15 protein-coding genes and 4 pseudogenes are annotated in these 18,586 nt (G+C 72.0%); 13 read left to right on the top strand and 6 right to left on the bottom strand.

Translation table 11 applies throughout. The features are described from left to right. The first annotated feature begins 12 nt into the window (after window positions 1–12). Window positions 13–732: a class III extradiol ring-cleavage dioxygenase family protein gene (locus AC5WRL_RS22320; protein WP_496090413.1), complete on the top strand. Its 720-nt coding sequence runs from the start codon at window positions 13–15 to the stop codon at window positions 730–732. A gap of 60 nt (window positions 733–792) precedes the next feature. Here the strand turns inward: AC5WRL_RS22320 and AC5WRL_RS22315 are convergent, their stop codons facing one another. Together AC5WRL_RS22315 and AC5WRL_RS22310 are read right to left on the bottom strand one after the other, a co-directional pair. After that, entirely contained in the window at window positions 793–1,035 is a 243-nt protein-coding gene (locus tag AC5WRL_RS22315) for an antitoxin (RefSeq protein ID WP_496090412.1), read from the bottom strand. A gap of 41 nt (window positions 1,036–1,076) precedes the next feature. Further along, window positions 1,077–1,319, bottom strand: coding sequence for a hypothetical protein (locus AC5WRL_RS22310; protein WP_496090411.1), 243 nt, complete (start codon window positions 1,317–1,319; stop codon window positions 1,077–1,079). Between the two features lie 118 nt (window positions 1,320–1,437). On the opposite strand from AC5WRL_RS22310, the gene miaA reads away from it, so the two are divergent. From miaA to hflX, 5 genes are all read left to right on the top strand, one after another. Further along, the gene (gene miaA / locus AC5WRL_RS22305) at window positions 1,438–2,388 is read left to right on the top strand and encodes a tRNA (adenosine(37)-N6)-dimethylallyltransferase MiaA (RefSeq protein WP_496090410.1); all 951 of its coding nucleotides are present in this window, start codon (window positions 1,438–1,440) and stop codon (window positions 2,386–2,388) included. 110 nt (window positions 2,389–2,498) lie between these two features. Next, window positions 2,499–3,002, top strand: a complete 504-nt coding sequence (locus AC5WRL_RS22300; RefSeq protein ID WP_496090409.1) for a hypothetical protein — start codon at window positions 2,499–2,501, stop codon at window positions 3,000–3,002. 34 nt (window positions 3,003–3,036) lie between these two features. Further along, window positions 3,037–3,930 carry a diaminopimelate epimerase gene (dapF, locus tag AC5WRL_RS22295; protein WP_496090408.1) on the top strand — a complete coding sequence of 298 codons (894 nt, stop codon included), beginning with the start codon at window positions 3,037–3,039 and terminating at the stop codon, window positions 3,928–3,930. A gap of 199 nt (window positions 3,931–4,129) precedes the next feature. Then, window positions 4,130–6,241 (top strand): RelA/SpoT family protein, encoded by a 2,112-nt coding sequence (locus tag AC5WRL_RS22290; protein WP_496090407.1) that lies wholly within the window; start codon window positions 4,130–4,132, stop codon window positions 6,239–6,241. 149 nt (window positions 6,242–6,390) lie between these two features. Beyond that, window positions 6,391–7,866 carry a GTPase HflX gene (gene hflX / locus AC5WRL_RS22285; RefSeq protein ID WP_496090406.1) on the top strand — a complete coding sequence of 492 codons (1,476 nt, stop codon included), beginning with the start codon at window positions 6,391–6,393 and terminating at the stop codon, window positions 7,864–7,866. Between the two features lie 64 nt (window positions 7,867–7,930). On the opposite strand, the gene AC5WRL_RS22280 is transcribed toward hflX, so the two are convergent. After that, window positions 7,931–8,944: a glycoside hydrolase family protein gene (locus AC5WRL_RS22280; RefSeq protein ID WP_496090405.1), complete on the bottom strand. Its 1,014-nt coding sequence runs from the start codon at window positions 8,942–8,944 to the stop codon at window positions 7,931–7,933. Between the two features lie 186 nt (window positions 8,945–9,130). On the opposite strand from AC5WRL_RS22280, the pseudogene AC5WRL_RS22275 reads away from it, so the two are divergent. From AC5WRL_RS22275 to AC5WRL_RS22265, 3 genes and pseudogenes are all read left to right on the top strand, one after another. Further along, window positions 9,131–9,409, top strand: a pseudogene (locus AC5WRL_RS22275) (carbohydrate ABC transporter permease); the annotation flags it as partial. Between the two features lie 429 nt (window positions 9,410–9,838). Continuing rightward, window positions 9,839–10,537, top strand: a complete 699-nt coding sequence (locus tag AC5WRL_RS22270; protein ID WP_496090404.1) for a class I SAM-dependent methyltransferase — start codon at window positions 9,839–9,841, stop codon at window positions 10,535–10,537. 186 nt (window positions 10,538–10,723) lie between these two features. Next, window positions 10,724–10,896 (top strand): annotated as a pseudogene (locus AC5WRL_RS22265) (IS982 family transposase); the annotation flags it as partial. On the opposite strand, the pseudogene AC5WRL_RS22260 reads toward AC5WRL_RS22265, so the two are convergent. Beyond that, window positions 10,894–11,008, bottom strand: a pseudogene (locus AC5WRL_RS22260) (IS982 family transposase); the annotation flags it as partial. The pseudogenes AC5WRL_RS22265 and AC5WRL_RS22260 overlap by 3 nt on opposite strands. 1 nt (window position 11,009) lies before the next feature. Here AC5WRL_RS22260 and AC5WRL_RS22255 point away from each other — a divergent pair. Further along, window positions 11,010–11,216 (top strand): annotated as a pseudogene (locus AC5WRL_RS22255) (IS982 family transposase); the annotation flags it as partial. Window positions 11,217–11,777: 561 nt separating this feature from the next. Here AC5WRL_RS22255 and AC5WRL_RS22250 read toward each other — a convergent pair. Then, on the bottom strand, window positions 11,778–12,764 hold the full coding sequence (locus AC5WRL_RS22250; protein WP_496090403.1) for an ArsR family transcriptional regulator: 987 nt from the start codon (window positions 12,762–12,764) through the stop codon (window positions 11,778–11,780). Window positions 12,765–12,853: 89 nt separating this feature from the next. On the opposite strand from AC5WRL_RS22250, the gene AC5WRL_RS22245 reads away from it, so the two are divergent. Both AC5WRL_RS22245 and panD read left to right on the top strand, forming a co-directional pair. After that, entirely contained in the window at window positions 12,854–14,188 is a 1,335-nt protein-coding gene (locus AC5WRL_RS22245) for an MFS transporter (RefSeq protein ID WP_496090402.1), read from the top strand. 447 nt (window positions 14,189–14,635) lie between these two features. Further along, window positions 14,636–15,058, top strand: coding sequence for an aspartate 1-decarboxylase (gene panD, locus AC5WRL_RS22240; RefSeq protein WP_496090401.1), 423 nt, complete (start codon window positions 14,636–14,638; stop codon window positions 15,056–15,058). Window positions 15,059–15,132: 74 nt separating this feature from the next. Here the strand turns inward: panD and AC5WRL_RS22235 are convergent, their stop codons facing one another. After that, complete coding sequence (locus tag AC5WRL_RS22235; RefSeq protein ID WP_496090400.1) at window positions 15,133–16,326, bottom strand: trypsin-like serine peptidase; 1,194 nt, start codon at window positions 16,324–16,326, stop codon at window positions 15,133–15,135. 307 nt (window positions 16,327–16,633) lie between these two features. Here AC5WRL_RS22235 and AC5WRL_RS22230 point away from each other — a divergent pair, with 307 nt between their 5' ends. After that, entirely contained in the window at window positions 16,634–18,577 is a 1,944-nt protein-coding gene (locus tag AC5WRL_RS22230) for an IucA/IucC family protein (RefSeq protein WP_496090399.1), read from the top strand. Window positions 18,578–18,586 lie beyond the last annotated feature (9 nt).

Genomic DNA, 18,586 nt, shown 5'->3' with positions numbered 1-18,586 from the left:
ACGCTGATCACCATGCTTGTCGCCGCCGCAGTGTGCCCCTGCCCGCCGTTGCTGGTTCCCGAGGTGGCGGGGGGTGCCGCCGGGGAGCTGGCCGGGGCCCGGGCCGCCTGCGCCGACGCGCTGGGGGTGCTCTCCGCCGCCCGGCCCGGGCGGCTGGTGGTGGTCGGGCCCGCGCTGCCCGAGGCGCGCGGGGCGTACGCCGAGGGCGCGCCCGGCTCGTTCCACGGGTTCGGGGTGGATCTCGATGTACGGCTGGGCCGGGCCGGAGTTCCCGTCCCCGGCGACGGCCGTGAGCTGCCGCCCTCGCTCGCCGTGGCCGCCTGGCTGCTGGACGGGCAGGGCTGGCACGCCGCCCCCGTCGAGGGCCTGGGCATCGGCGAGACCCTGGAGCAGCCGCACTGCGCCGCCACCGGCGCCGAACTGGCCGCCCGTACCGACCGGCTCGCGCTGCTGATCATGGGCGACGGCAGCGCGTGCCGTACCCCCAAGGCGCCCGGCGCCTTCGACGAGCGCGCCGCCGCCTTCGACGCGGACGCCGCCGCCGCGCTGGGCCGCGCCGACACCGCCGCGCTGGCCGGCCTCGACGCCGCACTGGCGGGCGAGCTGCGGGTCGCGGGCCGCTCCGGCTGGCAGCTGCTCGCCGGGGCGGGCGAGGGCGCGGGCCTCAGCGGCGCGCTGCTGTACGACGAGGCCCCGTACGGGGTGGGCTATTTCGTGGCCGCCTGGTCGTGAACGCGTCTGGAGCCGGCCGGGGCACTCACTCCGGCCGGCTCCAGACGGAAGGCCGGAGACTCAGGAGCCGCTCGTGGCGCTCCTGCCGTCGTCCTTGCCGTCCTCGTCCTTGTCCTTGTCCTTGTCCTCGGCGAGCTTGCCGAGCGCGTCCTTCGCCTTGTCCGCACCGGTGTCGATCTGGTCCGCGTACTTGCCCTTGGTGAGGGAGTTCGCGGCGTCGGCGGCCTTGTCCAGACCCATCTCGACCTTGTCGCGGTTCTGGCTGAGCGTCTGCTTCAGCTTGTCGACATTGAGCTTGTCCATGAAGCCCATCCCGGCCACCTGCTTTCTCGACGTGCTGCTGGCTACTGCTGCTGACGAGCGCCCTCGTCGGCCTCATTATCCGCTGCCTCGCCGGCCGCCGTCTGCTTCGGGATCTCCACGCTCTCCGGCGCCGCCTGTCCGGCTCCCTCCGCCGCCGCGTCCGCCTCTGCCTTCGCCGCCTCCTGGGCCGGCTTCGGCTCCGTGGCAGCCTCCGCCGCCGGCGCCTGCTCCGCCTCGTCCGCCCGGCGGCGGAACCGGCCCAACACCCTGCTGACCACACCCATGAGCTGCTCCTGACTTCCGTGTGTCCCTGGCATGCCCCCGAGGTGGAAACGACCCCGGCCCCTTCGCGTCACGTCGCTCGTTCGTGGTGCCGCCCGGTGGTCTGCGAGACTGCACCCGATGAACACCGCAGCCCCAACCCCCCAGGTCATCGCCGTGGTCGGCCCCACCGCCGCCGGAAAGTCCGACCTGGGCACCGCGCTCGCCCGGCGACTGGGCGGCGAGGTGATCAACGCCGACTCCATGCAGCTGTACCGGGGCATGGACATCGGCACCGCCAAGCTGTCCGAGGCCGAGCGCGGGGGAGTGCCCCACCGGCTGCTCGACATCTGGGACGTCACCGTCACCGCCAGCGTCGCCGAGTACCAGCGCCTCGCCCGCGCCGAGATCGACCGGCTGCTGGCGGCCGGCCGTACCCCCGTCCTGGTCGGCGGCTCGGGTCTCTATGTCCGGGGGGTGCTGGACAAGCTGGAGTTCCCGGGCACCGATCCGCTGGTACGGGCCCGGCTGGAGGCCGAGCTGGAGCAGGCGGGCACCGGTGCCCTGCACGCCCGGCTCGCCGCCGCCGACCCGGCCGCCGCCGCCGCGATCCTGCCCGGCAACGGGCGGCGGATCGTCCGCGCGCTGGAGGTCATCGAGATCACCGGACGCCCGTTCACCGCCAATCTGCCGGGCCCCGACGAGGAGAGCGGCCACTACCGGGCGCTCCAGATCGGCATCGCCACCGACCGCCGGGAACTGGACGCGCGGATCGCGGCTCGGGTGGACCGGATGTGGGCGGCTGGCCTGGTGGCGGAGGTACGGGGCCTGGAGCCGGCCGGGCTGCGGGACGGGCGCACCGCCTCCCGCGCGCTCGGCTATCAGCAGGTGCTGGCGGCGCTGGCCGGCGAGTGCACCGAGGAGGAGGCGCGCGCCGAGACGATACGCGCCACCAAACGCTTCGCACGCCGCCAGGAAACCTGGTTCCGCCGTGACGCCCGGGTGCACTGGCTGACCGGCGGCCCGGATGCCTCCGGAACCCCCCTGGAGGAGCGGGCCCGGGAGCTGCTCGAACGGACGGTCACATCCTGATCACGTGATGGCATCGGGACGCTCCAGGCGGCCGGTCCCGGCCCCTTGCCGTGCCATCATCGAGCGATGCCGCAGTCGTGAAAACCGAATCGCTAGGAGGGCACGTGGCGATGGAGGCCGGCCCTCGCGAAACAGACGGAACCACCGGAGACATCCCCCGGCAGCACCGGGGCGCGGAGCCTCCGGCGCACGTCCCCGACCCGGTGGCCCCGGCGGGCGGCATCGAGCGGGACGCGGACGTCCCGCGGGACGCCGCGGAGGAGAGCGCCGACCGGGCGGAATCGTACGGTGAACTGCGCCCGCCGCGGCGGCTGCGCGCCACCCAGATCGTGCCGATCGTGCTGCTCGGCCTGCTGGGCTCGCTCATGTTCGCCTTCCCGCTCGCGTTCACCTTCGACGACGGGGGCGCCGTCGTCGCGATGACCGGCCTGCTCATCGGATGCAGCGCGGCGGGTCTGGGCATGATGGCCGCCCTGCGGGTCGGCTACACCCTCCCCGGGCTGCCCGCCCGGGGCTCCGGGCGCCGCCCCGACTGGCGGCTGATCACGCTGTACGGGCTCGGCATCGCCGTGCTCGCCGCGCTCGCCGTCAGCCGCGTCGCGCTGCTGCGCTGAGCGGGCGCCGGGCCCGGCCGATACGATCGGGCAGATGAGCACCGCACGGCAGTCCGTACCGTTCCTCAAGGGCCACGGCACGGAGAACGACTTTGTGATCATTCCTGACCCCGACGGCCTGCTGGAGCTGACCGCCGCCGATGTCGCGTGGCTGTGCGACCGGCGGGCCGGGCTCGGAGCCGACGGGCTGTTGCGGGTGGTGCGCTCCGCCGCGCACCCCGAGGCGCGGGAGCTGGCGGACGAGGCCGAGTGGTTCATGGACTACCGCAACGCGGACGGCAGCATCGCCGAGATGTGCGGCAACGGGCTGCGGGTCTTCGTGCGCCACTTGCAGCGCGCCGGTCTGGTGAAGGACGGCGAGGTGCCGGTCGCCACCCGGGCCGGGGTGCGGCGGGTACGGGTCGCCGGGGACGGCCCGCTGACCAGTTCGATGGGCCCGGCGCGGCTGCCGGGCGGGGACGGCGACTCCGTGACCGTACGGGTCGGGGAGCGGTCGTGGCCCGCGCGCCACGTGGACATGGGCAACCCGCACGCGGTGGCGTTCGTGACGGCGCTGGCCGACGCCGGGCCGCTGCTGAGCCCCCCGCAGGTCCGGCCGGCCGAGGTGTATCCGCACGGCACGAACGTGGAGTTCGTGGTGGACCGCGGGCCGCGGCATGTGGCGCTGCGGGTGCATGAGCGCGGGTCGGGCGAGACCCGCTCGTGCGGGACCGGCGCCTGCGCGGTGATGGTGGCGGCGGCCCGCCGCGACGGCCTGAACCCGGTGGCCGACGGCGAGCCGGCCACGTACACGGTGGACGTCCCCGGCGGCACCCTGCACATCACCGAACACCCGGACGGCGACATCACGATGACGGGCCCGGCGGAGATCGTGGCCGAGGGCACGGTGACCCTTCCCGGACGCCAGTCCGGGGGCCGGCGCGGGTAGGACCGGCCAACTCCCGGGTGAGGGGCCTGGTTTCAGACAGGTTGGCCGGGACATTCGTCGCTCGAACGGGTGATCCGGGCTGGAAGGGGCAACGGGCGGCCGGGCGGAGGTGATCAGCTCGGTACCATCAAGCACCGGCGCCGCTGCGGAGATTGTCACGGGAGCCACGCGGCCCGGCGATGCAGCCGGGAGGTACCCCTTGAGTGCAGAGGCGATCGGACCCAGCAAGGCCGCCCCAGCGCGGCGCGGGCACCGGATCGACGTGCTGAGGCTGCGCCAGCTCGGCCGCGCCGCCGTCTTCGGGCCCTCCGCCCCCCGGCACCGCCTGCCGGACGCCATCGAGCACATCGCCCAGGTGCACCGCCGCCATCACCCCCGCGCCGATCTCGACGCGCTGCGCCGCGCGTACGTGCTCGCCGAGTCCGCCCACCGCGGACAGATGCGCAAGAGCGGCGAGCCGTACATCACCCACCCGCTCGCCGTCACCCTCATCCTCGCCGAACTCGGCGCCGAGACCACCACCCTGACGGCCTCCCTCCTCCACGACACCGTGGAGGACACCGAGGTGACCCTGGATCAGGTACGGGCCGGGTTCGGTGCCGAGGTGGAGCTGCTGGTCGACGGCGTCACCAAGCTGGAGAAGGTGGAGTACGGCGCCGCCGCCGAGCCGGAGACCTTCCGCAAGATGCTGGTGGCCACCGGCACCGACGTGCGGGTGATGTCGATCAAGCTCGCCGACCGGCTGCACAACATGCGCACCCTCGGGGTGATGCGCCCCGAGAAGCAGGCCCGCATCGCCCGTGTCACCGACGAGGTCCTCATCCCGCTGGCGGAGCGGCTCGGCGTCCAGGCGCTCAAGACCGAGCTGGAGGACCTGGTCTTCGCCATCCTCCAGCCCGCCGAGCACGCCCGCGCCCTGGAACTGCTGCGCGCCCACCGGGCCGGCCCGGAGCCGCTGGAGGGGGTCGCCGAGCAGGTACGCGCCATCCTGCGGGAGGCCGGCATCGCGGCCGAGGTCATCATCAGGCCCCGGCACGTGCTGTCGCTGCACCGGGCGCTGCTCAAACGCGGCGGGCTCGGCCCCGGCGGCTTCGGGCGGCTGCTGATCCTGGTCGCGGAGGACGCCGACTGCTACGGGGTGCTCGGTGAGCTGCACACCTGTTTCACCCCGGTGGTGTCGGAGTTCAAGGACTTCATCGCGGCCCCCAAGTTCAATCTCTACCGTTCCCTGCACACCGCGTTCGCCGACCGGGACGGACTGGTCGCCGAGGCACTGGTGCGGACGCACGCGATGCACCGGATCGCCGAGGCCGGGGTGATCGCGTCGGTGGCCGACGAGGACGGCGAGCGCGCCGACCCCTCCCGCCCCGGCTGGCTGTCCCGGCTGCTGGACTGGCAGCGGCAGGAGCCCGACCCGGACACCTTCTGGACCTCGCTCCGCGCCGAGCTGGCCCAGGACCGCGAGATCACCGTCTTCGCCGAGGCCGACGACGAGGGCCCGCTCCAGCTGCCTGCCGGCGCCACCTGCGTGGACGCCGCCTACGCCCGGCACGGTCAGCTCGCCCACACCTGCATCGGCGCCCGGGTCAACGGCCGGCTCGCCACACTGCGCACCGTGCTGCGCGACGGCGACTCCGTACGGCTGCTGCTCGACCCCGACCCGGGCCCGTCCGCCGGGCCGGCCGCCGAGTGGCTGGAGTACGCCACCACGCCCGCCGCCCGGATCCCGATCCGGCGCCGGCTGGAGGGCGAGCAGCCCCGTACCACCGCCGAGCGCGCCGCCGCCGTGCCGGTGCCCGCGAGCCCCGCCGCGCCGCAGGCCCCGGCCGCCCCCGCGACGCCCGGCGGGCCGGCCGCCGAGCCCGTGGCGCTGGTGCGCGGCGCGCCCGGTGCCCCGGTGCGGCTGGCACGCTGCTGCACCCCGGTGCCACCGGACCGGGTGTGCGGCTTCCTGGTGCGCGGCGGCGCCGTCACCGTGCACCGGGAGAGCTGCCCGGTCGCGGTCCGGATGACCGGCTCCGGCCGGAGCACGCTGGAGGTGGGCTGGCGCTCGCCGTCCATCGGCTGCCGGGTCACGCTGTACGCCGAGTCGCTGGGCCGCCCGCACCTGCTGGCCGATCTCACCGAGGCGCTCGCCGCGCAGGGCGCCGCCGTGCTCCAGGCCGAGGTGGAGCCGCCCCGCCAGCAGCGGGTGCGGCACACCTATACGCTGCGGCTGCCGGACGCCTCGGGGCTGCCCCGGCTGATGCGCGCGATGCGCGAGGTGCCGGGCGTGTACGACGTCTCCCGGGTGGTCAGGCCGCGCGGTTAGCCGGGCCGGCGGCAAACCTGGGTGACGCCCCGATCGGGCCGTGCCACTATGGAGATGGCGGGGAAAACGGGAATCTTCCGTTGTGCCCCGGCGTTGTTCCCCTTCCGGACGGCTCTTCCGGCCGCCTCGCCCGACGACTAAGGATCGCATTGACGTTTTCATCCCTTCCTCAGGAAAACTCACGCCCCGCCGCGAGCCGCCGGGCCGACGCCCTGATGGATGAGGACGCGGACTGGAGCACCTTCGACGAAGAGCGGGACGGCGAGCAGTACGAGCGCGACGAGCGCGCCGCGCTGCGCCGGGTCGCCGGTCTGTCCACCGAACTGGAGGACGTCACCGAGGTCGAGTACCGCCAGCTGCGCCTGGAGCGCGTGGTGCTGGTGGGCGTGTGGACCTCCGGTACGGCCCAGGACGCGGACAACTCCCTCGCGGAACTGGCCGCGCTGGCCGAGACCGCCGGCGCGCAGGTGCTGGAGGGCGTCACCCAGCGGCGTACCAAGCCCGACCCGGCCACGTACATCGGCTCCGGCAAGGCGCAGGAGCTGCGTGATCTGGTGCTGGAGACCGGCGCCGACACGGTGGTGTGCGACGGTGAGCTGAGCCCCGGCCAGCTGATCAAGCTGGAGGACGTCGTCAAGGTCAAGGTGGTCGACCGCACCGCGCTGATCCTGGACATCTTCGCCCAGCACGCCAAGTCCCGGGAGGGCAAGGCGCAGGTCTCGCTCGCTCAGATGCAGTACATGCTGCCCAGGCTGCGCGGCTGGGGCCAGTCGCTGTCCCGGCAGATGGGTGGCGGTGGTGGTGGCGGCATGGCCACCCGTGGCCCCGGTGAGACCAAGATCGAGACCGACCGGCGGCGGATTCGCGAGAAGATGGCGAAGATGCGCCGGGAGATCGCCGAGATGAAGACCGGGCGGGACATCAAGCGCGGGGAGCGGCGCCGGCACCATGTGCCCTCGGTCGCCATCGCCGGCTACACCAACGCCGGCAAGTCCTCGCTGCTGAACCGGCTGACCGGCGCCGGGGTGCTGGTGGAGAACGCCCTGTTCGCCACCCTGGACCCGACGGTGCGGCGGGCCGAGACGCCCGGCGGGCGGCTCTACACCCTGGCGGACACGGTGGGGTTCGTACGGCATCTGCCGCACCATCTGGTGGAGGCGTTCCGGTCCACCATGGAGGAGGTCGGCGAGGCCGATCTCATCCTGCATGTGGTGGACGGCGCGCATCCCGAGCCCGAGGAGCAGCTGGCGGCGGTGCGGGAGGTGATCCGCGAGGTCGGTGCCACCCAGGTCCCGGAGATCGTGGTGATCAACAAGGCCGATGCCGCCGATGAGCTGGTGGTGCAGCGGCTGCTGCGTGCGGAGCGGCGGTCGATCGCCGTGTCGGCGCACAGCGGTCTTGGCATCGAGCAGTTGCTGGCCTGGATCGACGACGAGCTGCCGCGCCCCGATGTGGAGGTGGCGGCGCTGCTGCCGTACACCGAGGGCGCGCTGGTCTCGCGGGTGCACTCGGAGGGTGAGGTGCTGCGCGAGGAGCACACCGGTGAGGGCACGCTGCTGACCGTGCGGGTGCATCCGGAGCTGGCGGCGCTGCTGACGCCGTACGAGCCGGCGACGCGGGGCTGATCCGGCGGCCGTGCCGAGTGGGGCTCCCCTGCCGGGGAGCCCCATTTCGCGTGCTGCGGCCGGGTCAGTCGGCGCGGGCCAGGGCGATGGTGGTCGAGCCGCGCTGACCGGCCTCGTAGAACATGTGCAGCCGGCCGTCCGCCTCGACGAAGGACGGTGCGGCGGCGCGCCCGTTGTCCGGCGCGGCCGACCGGGAGTCGTACAGCACGCCGAGGTGGTCCTCGCGGTCGAAGCCGGTGCCGACCCTCGCGACATGGATGCTCCCCGCGCCGGAGTGGTACACCACATGCCCGCCGCCGTTCCGCGACCAGTAGTGCGCGCCGGAGAGCTGGCCGCCCTCGCCCGCGCGCGGCGAGATCAGCGGGTCGGTCTTGACCTGCCAGCCCGAGGTCAGGTGGTGGGACCAGCCGATGTAGATCTTGCGGGTGCCGCCGTGGTTGCCCATCAGGAGCATGATGTAGATGTCCGGCTTGGTGGGGTGCGGGAAGACCCGGGCGTACGAGGTCTCGCTGACGCCCGGCAGCATGTAGGTGCCGACCACCCTGTTGTGGTACTGGAAGCTGCGGCCGTCGACCGAACTCGCCACCCGGGTGGTGTGGTTCTCGCCGTGGAAGTACAGGTAGATCTTGCGGTCCGCCGGATTCCAGAAGGCGTCCGGGCTCGATACGTGGGAGACGTCGAAGCCGGCCCAGGTGCGCGGAATGATCGGGTTGTTCGGGTACTCGTGCCAGGGGCCGGTGACGGTGTCGGCGTAGGCGAGGCAGATCCCACCGGGTGCGTCGTGCGGCGCGTAGTACATGTACCAGCGGCCCAGCGGGTTGTTGATGCGGCCGGCGACATAGCGGACGGACGGGAAGATCAGCTCATTGGTCGGGTTGTAGCGCAGCCGGCTCCTGTCGAGCGCCTGGCCGTAGTAGCCGAAGGTCGGGAAGCCCGGCACGGCCGCCTGCGCGGCCCCGCCGCCCGCGAGGGAGAGCAGTCCGCCGGCCGCCGTCGCGGTGCCGAGTGTGGCGGCGCCGCGCAGTAGTCCGCGGCGGCTCATGGGGGTGGCGGGGGAGCGACTCGCGTGGTCCGTCATGGCGACTCCGGAGTGGGGCGGTGGCCTGTCGGGCGGCTCCGCCGTCCGGGGGAGCCGATGGCAGCACAGCTTCGGGGGCGGCTCGGAGCAGCGTCAAGTGGTCATACGCATGACCATCTTGACGGCCCTCGGCCGGGAACGCGGCATGGCGGAACGCACCGGCGACTCATACGTATGAGTGCCTGGATCGCCATGCCGCTGGCCGGACCGGCGCTCGGCGCGGTGGCCATCTTCACCTTTCTGCACAGCCGGAACCTCTGCCTGGAGCCGATCGTGTTCCTGTCGACCCCGGAGAAGTTCACCCTGCCGCAGGCTCTCACCCACTTCGTGGACGCGTACGGCGGCCCCATGTGGGACGTACAGCCGGCGGCGGCCACCATGACGGCGCCGCCGGTGCCGGTCTTCTTCATCGCCCTGCAACGCCAGTTCGTCGAGGTCCTCGCCCACACCGGCCTGAAGGGCTGACCCCGGCCGGGGCGGCTGCGTAGGCTGGGGTGCCGCCGGTCCGGCTGGGGAGTGGGGGTGCTCACAGAACCCGGGGGCGCGGTGTCGTCGTAGAGTGGCACAAGAGCCCTTGACCTGCAGGAGCGCGGGCAGGGAGCCGAGCACCAGGAGTAGCTTCATGCTGCGCACCATGTTCAAGTCCAACATCTAGCATATGAGAATTTGCGCAGGTCAGAGGCATGATCGAGCCGCTCGGGTCAGCACATGGTCAGCATTGGGCGCGGAGGCGTTCTGGCTCGCTGACCTGGTAACCGCCGTAGCGGGGATCTTGGAACGACCGGCGGAACCGCCGCTCCCGAGAGACCCGCAGAGCAGGCGGATGTCCCGCCGAGCCGGCAGACGGCGTCCTGGGTCAGTCCCGTCGAGCCGCCTCCGGGGCCCGGGGAGAGGGTGAACGACTACGACCGTTTCGCCGAGGCGTACGCGGACCACAACGAGAACAGCCTGCTCAACGCCTACTACGCGCGTCCCGCGATCGTGGACCTGGCCGGCGACGTGGCGGGCCGCCGGATCCTCGACGCCGGCTGCGGCGCCGGCCCCGTGGCCGAGGACCTGCGCGAGCGCGGCGCCGTCGTCGCCGGCTTCGACTCCAGCGCCGGGATGCTGGCGCAGGCCCGGCGGCGGCTCGGCGACGGCGTGGCGCTGGAACGGGCCGAACTTGGCGGCCCACTGCCCTTCGCCGACGCCGAGTTCGACGACGTCGTCGCTTCCCTGGTCCTGCACTACCTGGAGGACTGGACGACGGCCCTGGCCGAACTGCGGCGCGTGCTGAAGCCCGGTGGCCGCCTCATCGGGTCCGTCCACCACCCCTTCGTCCAGCACCTGACGGCACCGCCCGGAACCCACTACTTCGCGATCCGCCCCACCTCCCAGTGGTGGGAAATCGACGGCACCAAGCACCTGATGACCTTCTGGGACCGGCCGCTGCACGCGATCACCGACGCGTTCACCGCCGCCGGCTTCCGGATCGACGTCATCAGTGAACCGTCCCCGGGACCCGGCACCCGCGAACGGTTCCCCGAAGTCTTCGAACAGAAGGAGTCCGGCAGGTTCCTGTGCTTCCTGTTCTTCGTCCTCACCAAGGCGTGAACGTCGCCCGTAAGGGGGTGCCGTCGGCTCAAGAGCCGGCCTCACACACGCCTGGATGAGTGAGTCCAAGGGTTTGCCCGCGGACATGGCACGAGGGTGTCCATGGTCGGTGTGTGATGACCGACCTGGACACCCTCGCAACAGCACTCTGGTCCCGGAGACGGCGGGTTGAGGGCTTCGCCGTGACAGTCCGGCTACAACCAGCGGCTGCGGGCGGCATCACCACTGATCACCCGCCTGATCTGGATACTCGCGGCGGACACCTCGCTGTGGAGCGACGATGTATGGCTGGTCGCCTCCACCCCGGTGGGCTGCGGATACTCCCGAAGAGACGGCCAACCGCTCGGACCTGCCCGCGCCTTCGCTCCGGTGAGGGCGAAGGCGACCGGCAGCCCTCCGGGCGTGCACACCAGGTGCAGCCGCAGCCCAGAAGTGCCAGGAGTAAGACGCGCAGTAGCCGTAATGGGCCCAGTACGAGCGGGAGACGCCGCGCGACATGCTCGACACCGCACCCGATATCACCACGGCCCGTCCGGGCCAGACGATCATCGCGGACAAGGGCTACTACGGCCTTGGGTTCGAACACGACCTTGCCGAGCGTCACCTGGTACTGCTGCGGCCAGCCCGCAAAGGAGAGGCCAAGCGCTCCGGAGCGCACCTGCTCAAGCCGCTGCGGCAGCCATCTGGCACAACGACAACCGCACAGCCGACCAACGGTCATGAGCCTGCCACGATCACTAACCGCAACGACACCCCTCGGACTTACTTATCCAGCTAAGTCAGCATCCGCTCAGCATTGGACGGGGACACTCCTCCGTACATGCTCCCGGTCTACAGCTTCGCGGCAGCTTGATCCGCACAGATTGCGCAGGTGAGAGACTTGTTCGTCACGGCGAACGATGTTCTGGAGAACCTTGGAGTCGAAGCTTGCCGATGTATGACGCGCCCCTGACCTGTAGAAGGCCGGCGGGGAGCCGTCTTCCCGGAGTCCGAAATGCTGCGTGCCTGTTGAAGTCCAACATCTGACATCCGGGCATCTGCGCAGGTCAGCGGCCCCGTAGGGTTGGTCAGGTCAGCAAACGGCCAGCATCGTGCGTGGAGGCGTGCCGGCTTGCCGCCCTGGTGACCGCCGGCCCCGTATCCGCTGGGCGAACCGTGCCGACATCCACCAGGCGTTCCTTGCTCTCGGCCGCGCGATCGTCTGTTGGCGGCGCCTCATAAGCAGTGCTGATCCGATCTCTCAGCTCGTACCGCCTACCAATGCCTCGCCGAGCGGGGTGCGCCGGTAGAGCACGGACCGTCCGGACCGGGCGCGGACGAGCAGCCCCGCGCCAAGCAGGATGGCGAGGTGGTCTCCTACCGCGCCGGGTGCCATGGCGAGGCTTCGGGCGAGCTGGCTGGTACTGGCCGGAGCGTCCAGCGCCAACAACAGTCGGGTTCGTGACCGGCCGATCAGTGCGGTCAGCGCGTCCTGTTGGGGGACGGTCTCCTGTTCGCCCCACAGGGCGGCGGTGCCGCGGGCGCGATAGACCAAGGTCCTGGGCCAGGGCCAGGGGTCTGCCAGGTGGGCGCCGATATTCGCGACGAAGACCGAAGGGATCAGCAGGAGTCCGTCGCCGGCGAGGCGGACCGGTTCAACTTGGGCGAAGTGGCCGATCTCGATACCGCTGGCTTGCCAGGTGATGCTCGGGTGCAGGCTCTCGATGGTCGTGACCCATCCGTGTTCGCCGATCGTACCCACCCGGTGCACGACGTCGCGCTCACAGATCGCGCGCAGTTGCGGCCAGTCCGCGGCGAGCAGCTCGTGCCAGGCCCGGTCCATCGCCTCGGCGATCCTGGAGACGGCGTCCGTCGAGTCCAGCACCGCGCGTACGCGGGGATCACGGGCGGACGGGCCGGTTGCGTGGGTGGCGATTTCGTGGCGGGCCGCTTCCAGCGGTGTGGCCCGGATCACGGCCAGGTCGTCTGCCCAGGTCTGGTTGAGGCCGCGAGGGGCCGGGGCGACGAAGCTCGGTCCGGATCGCGGGTTGTGCAGGGCGAGGGCGGCGTTCAGTTCGCTCTCGCGGCGAAGCCGTTCAAAGGCCGGGAGGAGCCGGGTGGCCCAGGCTCGCGGCAGCGGTCTGTCCTGGCCGGCGAGTGAGCGCAGCAGTTGGCAGAGGTCCAGCGCGGGCGACAGCGCGAAGCGGCTGCGCAGCAGGTCCTCGACGGAGACTTCGAAGCGGAGCACCGCGCCAGGCTACCGAGGGATGTCTGTTCCGATTCGTCCAGTGACGAATCATTGGTGGTTGGCGTGGGAGCACGGCGAGGCTGGGCGTCATGACCCCAACCGCCGAGCCCGCGCAGGGCGACCACCGTGCCACCTACCGGGAGGTGCTCGCCGAGCCGCGATTCCGGCTGCTCTTCGCAACACGCGCCGTCGCGATCACGGCGGACATTCTGCGGATCACCACGTTCTCGGTGCTGGTCTTCTCGGCCACCGGCTCCGCGCTGCTCAGCGCGGCGGCCTTCGGTATCGGCTTCATCCCGCAGCTGTTCGGCTCGCTGTTGCTGGGTTCACTGGCCGACCAACTGCCGCCCCGCGCGCTCATCACCGGCGGCTACGCCTTGACGTGCGCCGCCGCCCTGCTGCTCGCCCTGGTGCGGATGCCGGTCGCGGCAAGCCTCGGTGTCGTGGCGCTGGTCTCTCTCGCCACACCGGTGTTTCACGGCGCGTCAAGTCGGCTGGTCGCTGAGTCGCTGAAGGGTGACGCCTATGTACTGGGCCGTTCACTCAACAACATCGCCGGTGCCGGCGCGCAATTGCTCGGTCTGGCGCTAGGCGGTGCGACCGTCGCGGCACTCGGCCCACGCCGGGCGCTCGCGGCCAGCGCCGTCCTCTACCTCGGCTGCGCGCTGGCCATCCGCATCCGGCTGCCCCGGCTGCAACCGGGAGATTCCGGCGGCACACCCGGCGGCGCCGGGAGCAACAGCGGGGCCGTCCGGGCGAGCCTGCGAGGTGCGGGCCTGCTGCTGCGCCGACGCACGGTGCGACGGCTGATGCTGGCCCAGTGGCTACCCGTCGCGTTCGTAGCGGGCGCGCAAGGCCTGCTCGTCGCCTACTCGGGAGAACGCCACTTCGCGCCCGGCTGGTACGCGGTGCTGATGGGTTGTCTTCCGGTCGGCATGCTTGTCGGTGACCTGCTGGTGGGCCGACTGCTGCGGCCGCCCACTCGGGAGCGACTGGTCGTGCCGCTGATCGCGCTGACGGGACTACCGCTGGTCGGCTTCGCCGCCCAGCCCGGGGTAGGCGTCTCGTCCTGTCTGCTGCTGTTCAGTGGCTTCGGATACGCCTACCAACTCGGCCTGCAACGCCCGTTCCTCAACGCCCTGCCGCAGGATGGCCGGGGCCAGGCATTCAGCCTGCTCGGCGCCGGCAGCATCACGCTGCAGGGCGTCGGGGCGGTTTGCCTGGGCGCGGTGGCCGCAGCCATCGGAACAGGCGGCGCAATCGCCCTGGCAGGCGGCGTGGTGGCGCTCTCCGCCGGCTGGATTCTCACCTGGCACCCGCCCGCCTCCCCGGTCCCTGTCCCGACCTGCTCAACGGGATCGGAGAACAGCACCGGACAGCATGCGTGCACTCCTGCTGCGCAGCAACCGTCGCCGGTCGAGTAGGCCGCGGGCAGTCAGGCACCCCACCCCCACCCCACGTCTCTCTGACAGTCAGTCACTCCCGGTCGTTCATTGCGTAGGAGTCCTGAGCCTCGGCTCTGCCGGCCCTTGCGGACCATGTCCGGGATATTGAGACCACCAACAGCCCATGGAGGGTTCATGCCGCATGATCGATGATTTCGCGAAGGACAGGACCCTGCACGGGAGGCTGCGGCGGGACCGCGAGGCGTCAGTATCCGCTCAGCATGGGACGGGGACACTCCTCCGTGCCTGCTCCCGGTCTACGGCTTCGCGGCAGCTTGATCCGCACGGATTGCGCAGGTGAGAGACCTGCGCGTTACGGCGCACGATGTTCTGGAGAATCTTCGAGCGGAAGATATGCCGATGTACAGTGAAGGGCGCCCCTGACCTGCAGAAAGCCGGCGGGGAGCCGTCTTCTAGGAGTCCAGAATGCTGCGCACCATGTTCAAGTCCAAGATCCACCGGGCCACGGTGACCCAGGCCGATCTGCACTATGTGGGGTCGGTCACCGTGGACGCGGAGTTGATGGAGGCGGCGGATTTGCTGGCGGGGGAGCTGGTGCACATCGTCGACATCACCAATGGCAGCCGGCTGGAGACGTATGTGATCGAGGGCGAGCGCGGCTCGGGGGTCATAGGAATCAACGGGGCGGCGGCGCATCTGGTGCAGCCGGGGGATCTGGTGATCCTGATCTCCTACGCGCAGGTGGACGACGCCGAGGCGCGGTCGCTGCGGCCCACGGTGGTGCATGTCGACGCGGACAACCGGGTGGTGGCGCTGGGTGCCGATCCCTCGGAGCCGGTGCCGGGCGGGGAGGCCGTACGCGGCCCGCTGGCGGTGCCGCGCGGCTGACCGTACCCCCGGGAACAACGACCGGGCCCCGTACTCCCGGGTGAGGAGTACGGGGCCCGGTCCGTGGTGTCGGGTCAGCGGCCCTGGCCGCTGCTGACGTGCTCCAGTACGCCCTGCGCCTCGGTTTCCAGGCGCGGGCCGGCCAGCCAGGTGCTCTCCATCGGGCCGATGGAGTTGACCGAGATCAGCCGGGGCTGGTTGTTCGCGTCCCAGCGGATCCAGGGGCCGCCGGAGGAGCCGCCGGTCATGGTGCAGCCGGCCCAGTACATCCCCGGCATGGCGGAGTCCAGGGACAGCCGGGAGGGGGTGTCGGTGCAGCTGTACATCAGGTTGCCGTCGTAGGGGTCGGCGGCGGGGAAGCCGTAGAGGCTGACATCGCCGAGGCCGGAGACGGCGGGGGCGTCGAAGTCGACCTCGATGGCGTTGCCGACGGTCTCCTCCAGGGACTGGCCGGACCCGTCCTCGTTCTCGACCTCCAGGACGGCGAAGTCGCCGTGTGCGCCGCCGCCGCCCATCGCGGTGCCGTGGTCGATCCAGTACTGGGTGGTGGAGACGTAGTTCGCCCAGTAGACGCCGTAGGGGGCCATCTCGTCGTACCCGGCGCCGTACGGGTCGGGGGAGCCGTTGTTGTTGAAGGCCGGGACGAAGGCGATGTTGCGGAACCAGCCGCCCTCGGTGCCGGCGTGCACGCAGTGTCCGGCGGTGGCGACCAGATTGGACCGACCCGGCTTGTTCGGGTCCTTCACCACGGTGCCGGAGCAGACCATGGAGCCCTCGGGGGCGTCGAAGAACACCTTGCCGATCGGCGCCGCGTTGTCCGTGTAGGGGAAGGCCACGGGCACGGCCTCCACCGGCAGCGGCTCGCTGTCGGTGACGCCGCGGTCGGCCTGCGGGTCATCGCTCTGCGGCGGGTTGACGTCCTCCTCGATCTGACCGTCGTCGATCGCCTGATCGGGGTCCCGGGCCTCCTCCATGCGGTCGGAGTCCCACAGGCCCTCGATGATCGGGTTGACGAACTCACCGATGTCGCGCAGCCAGGTGTCGGTGTCCCAGTCCTCCCAGCCACCGTTGATCCACGCCTCGACGTCGACGTCGAAGGGCAGGTTGTCCAGCAGGTCCTGCATCTCGCTGCCGTCGCTGGGCTTGGCGTCGTTGCCGGAGTCGTCATCGCCGGTGCAGGCGGTGGCGGTGAGCGCGAGTGCGGCCGCCATGGCCGTGGCGGCCAGAGCGGTGCGGCGGCGTCCGAGCCGCCCGCGTATCGATGACATGGATGAACTCCCCCGGAGTTGTGCCTCGGTGCGGCTTGTCATGTGCCCCGTCATGGTGCGGGAGCGTTCCCCCACTATGCCGGTGCTCCCCAGGACGGCGGTCAGGGGGTCCCCGGTTCCGGCCACCTGGTGCGCCCGCGCGGCGCGGGCGGAACGATTCGCGCAAACGATCTTGGCGCAGGCCGTTATCCCGGGGACGCCGCGTCGTTACTCCCTATGCGGCGGGATGCCGCAGACATGACAGACACGGATGGCCGAAGGAGGAAGGCGCGGCGGCTCACCCCCGGCCCGCGCGCGCCGTACCCCGATGAACGCACGCCCCCGCCCGGAGCGCGGTCCGGCCCGCGAGCGTCAGCCGGTGCGCCAACGGCTCGCCAAGCTGATGGAGCCGGCGATCCCGGGACACCGCCCCCCACCGGCCTCCGAGAACGGCCCGGGCACCGCCGCCCGGCCCCCGTCGGCGCCCATCGCCGACCCGCTGGAGCACCCGGACCCCGAGCTGGCCGCCGACGCCGCCGGCACCGAGAATCTGCTGCGCTGCTGGGTACGGGAGACCGGCGTCGCGCGCCCCGCAGGCGGCGAACTGCGGCTGCCGCTCGCCGCCTGCGGCAGCACGCTGCGGGTGCCGGTGCGCTACTGGTCGCCCACCGGCTGGCACCGCTTCGGGCTCCCCGTGCTCGACACCGCCCCGGCCGGCGCGGCCCCGCTGGACGCCGCCACCCTCGCGGCGCTGCTGGCCCGCGAGGGAGCCGCCGGCGCACGCGGCGCGCTGGGCGTACGCGAAGCGATCGCCCTGGTCGGCCGGGTCGCCGACTCCGTACAGCGCACCGCCGTCTTCCTCGCCGAGCGCCGCGCGGAACCCGGCCCCGCCGCCCACGCAGACGCCTTCCTGGAGGGCGAACAGGCCCTGCTGCTCGGCCATCCGCTGCATCCCACCCCCAAGAGCCGCGAGGGACTGGCCGGCGCCGAGGCCCGCCGATACTCCCCGGAACTGCGCGGTTCCTTCCGGCTGCACTGGCTGGCCGTGGACCGGGCCCTGCTGGCCACCGACTCCGCCTGGCACGAGGGCGACGGAACGGTCACCGACGCGGCCGAACTGGCCGGCCGCCTCGCCGGCGCCCCGCTGCCGCTGCCGGCGGACACCGCGCCGCTGCCGCTGCATCCCTGGCAGGCCCGCGACGTGACGCACCGCCCCGCCGTCGCCGCCCTGCTGGCGGCCGGCGCGCTGCACGACCTGGGCGAGCACGGCGCGCCCTGGCACCCGACCTCATCGGTCCGTACCGTCCACCGGCCCGGCGCCCCCTTCATGCTCAAGCTCTCCCTCGGGCTGAGCATCACCAACTCCCGCCGCGAGAACCTCCGCAAGGAACTGCACCGCGGCGTGGAGGTGCACCGGCTGCTCGGCACCGGTCTCGGCGACCAGTGGCGGGCGGCGTTCCCCGACGGCCCCGGCTTCGACATCGTGCGCGACCCCGCCTACCTCGCGGTGAACGACGAGCGCGGCGCGCCCGTACCCGGCCTGGACACCCTGCTGCGGCACAATCCCTTCGTCCCGGGGGACGACCCGGTCTGCCTGGCCGGCCTCACCGCGCCGCGCCCCTGGCCAGGCGCCGGCCCGCACCGGCTGCGTTCCCGGCTCGCCGACGCCGTGGTCACCCTGGCCGAGCGCACCGGCCGCGGCACCGCGTCGATCTCCGCCGAGTGGTTCCTGCGCTATCTCCAGACGGTGGTGAGGCCCATCCTGTGGCTGGACGCGGAGGCCGGCGTCGCGCTGGAGGCCCACCAGCAGAACACCCTGGTGCTGCTGGACGCCGAGGGCTGGCCGGTGGGCGGGCGCTACCGCGACAATCAGGGCTACTACTTCCGCGAGTCAGCCAGGGAAGCCCTCGACCGGCGGCTGCCCGGCATCGGCGAGCGGTCCGACACCTTCGTCAGCGACGAGATCACCGATGAGCGCTTCGCGTACTACCTCGGCATCAACAACGTACTCGGCCTGATCGGCGCCTTCGGCTCCCAGCGGCTGGCCGACGAGGCGCTGCTGCTGGCCGCGTTCCGGCGCTTCCTCGGCGGCCTGGCCGCCACGGACACCGGGCGGCCGGTCTCCCGGCTCGCCGGACATCTCCTGGACAGCGCCACCTTGCGCTGCAAGGGCAATCTGCTCACCCGGCTGCGCGGCCTGGACGAGCTGGTGGGCCCGGTCGACGGCCAGTCCGTGTACGTCACCGTCCCCAACCCGCTCACCACCTGTTAGGAGGCGCCC

The sequence above is a fragment of the Streptomyces sp. NTD107 genome (assembly GCF_059510435.1).
Note: the sequence above shows the minus strand (reverse complement) of the source record. Positions and strands in the feature narration are given on the sequence as shown.

Bases quoted from the DNA above. Each gene is read 5' to 3' on its own strand.
- AC5WRL_RS22280 (WP_496090405.1), bottom strand. From the start codon at position 8,944: ATGACGGACCACGCGAGTCGCTCCCCCGCCACCCCCATGAGCCGCCGC.
- AC5WRL_RS22300 (WP_496090409.1), top strand. From the start codon at position 2,499: ATGGAGGCCGGCCCTCGCGAAACAGACGGAACCACCGGAGACATCCCC.
- AC5WRL_RS22315 (WP_496090412.1), bottom strand. From the start codon at position 1,035: ATGGACAAGCTCAATGTCGACAAGCTGAAGCAGACGCTCAGCCAGAAC.
- AC5WRL_RS22310 (WP_496090411.1), bottom strand. From the start codon at position 1,319: ATGGGTGTGGTCAGCAGGGTGTTGGGCCGGTTCCGCCGCCGGGCGGAC.
- panD (WP_496090401.1), top strand. From the start codon at position 14,636: ATGCTGCGCACCATGTTCAAGTCCAAGATCCACCGGGCCACGGTGACC.
- miaA (WP_496090410.1), top strand. From the start codon at position 1,438: ATGAACACCGCAGCCCCAACCCCCCAGGTCATCGCCGTGGTCGGCCCC.
- AC5WRL_RS22320 (WP_496090413.1), top strand. From the start codon at position 13: ATGCTTGTCGCCGCCGCAGTGTGCCCCTGCCCGCCGTTGCTGGTTCCC.
- AC5WRL_RS22245 (WP_496090402.1), top strand. From the start codon at position 12,854: ATGACCCCAACCGCCGAGCCCGCGCAGGGCGACCACCGTGCCACCTAC.
- dapF (WP_496090408.1), top strand. From the start codon at position 3,037: ATGAGCACCGCACGGCAGTCCGTACCGTTCCTCAAGGGCCACGGCACG.
- AC5WRL_RS22230 (WP_496090399.1), top strand. From the start codon at position 16,634: ATGAACGCACGCCCCCGCCCGGAGCGCGGTCCGGCCCGCGAGCGTCAG.
- AC5WRL_RS22235 (WP_496090400.1), bottom strand. From the start codon at position 16,326: ATGTCATCGATACGCGGGCGGCTCGGACGCCGCCGCACCGCTCTGGCC.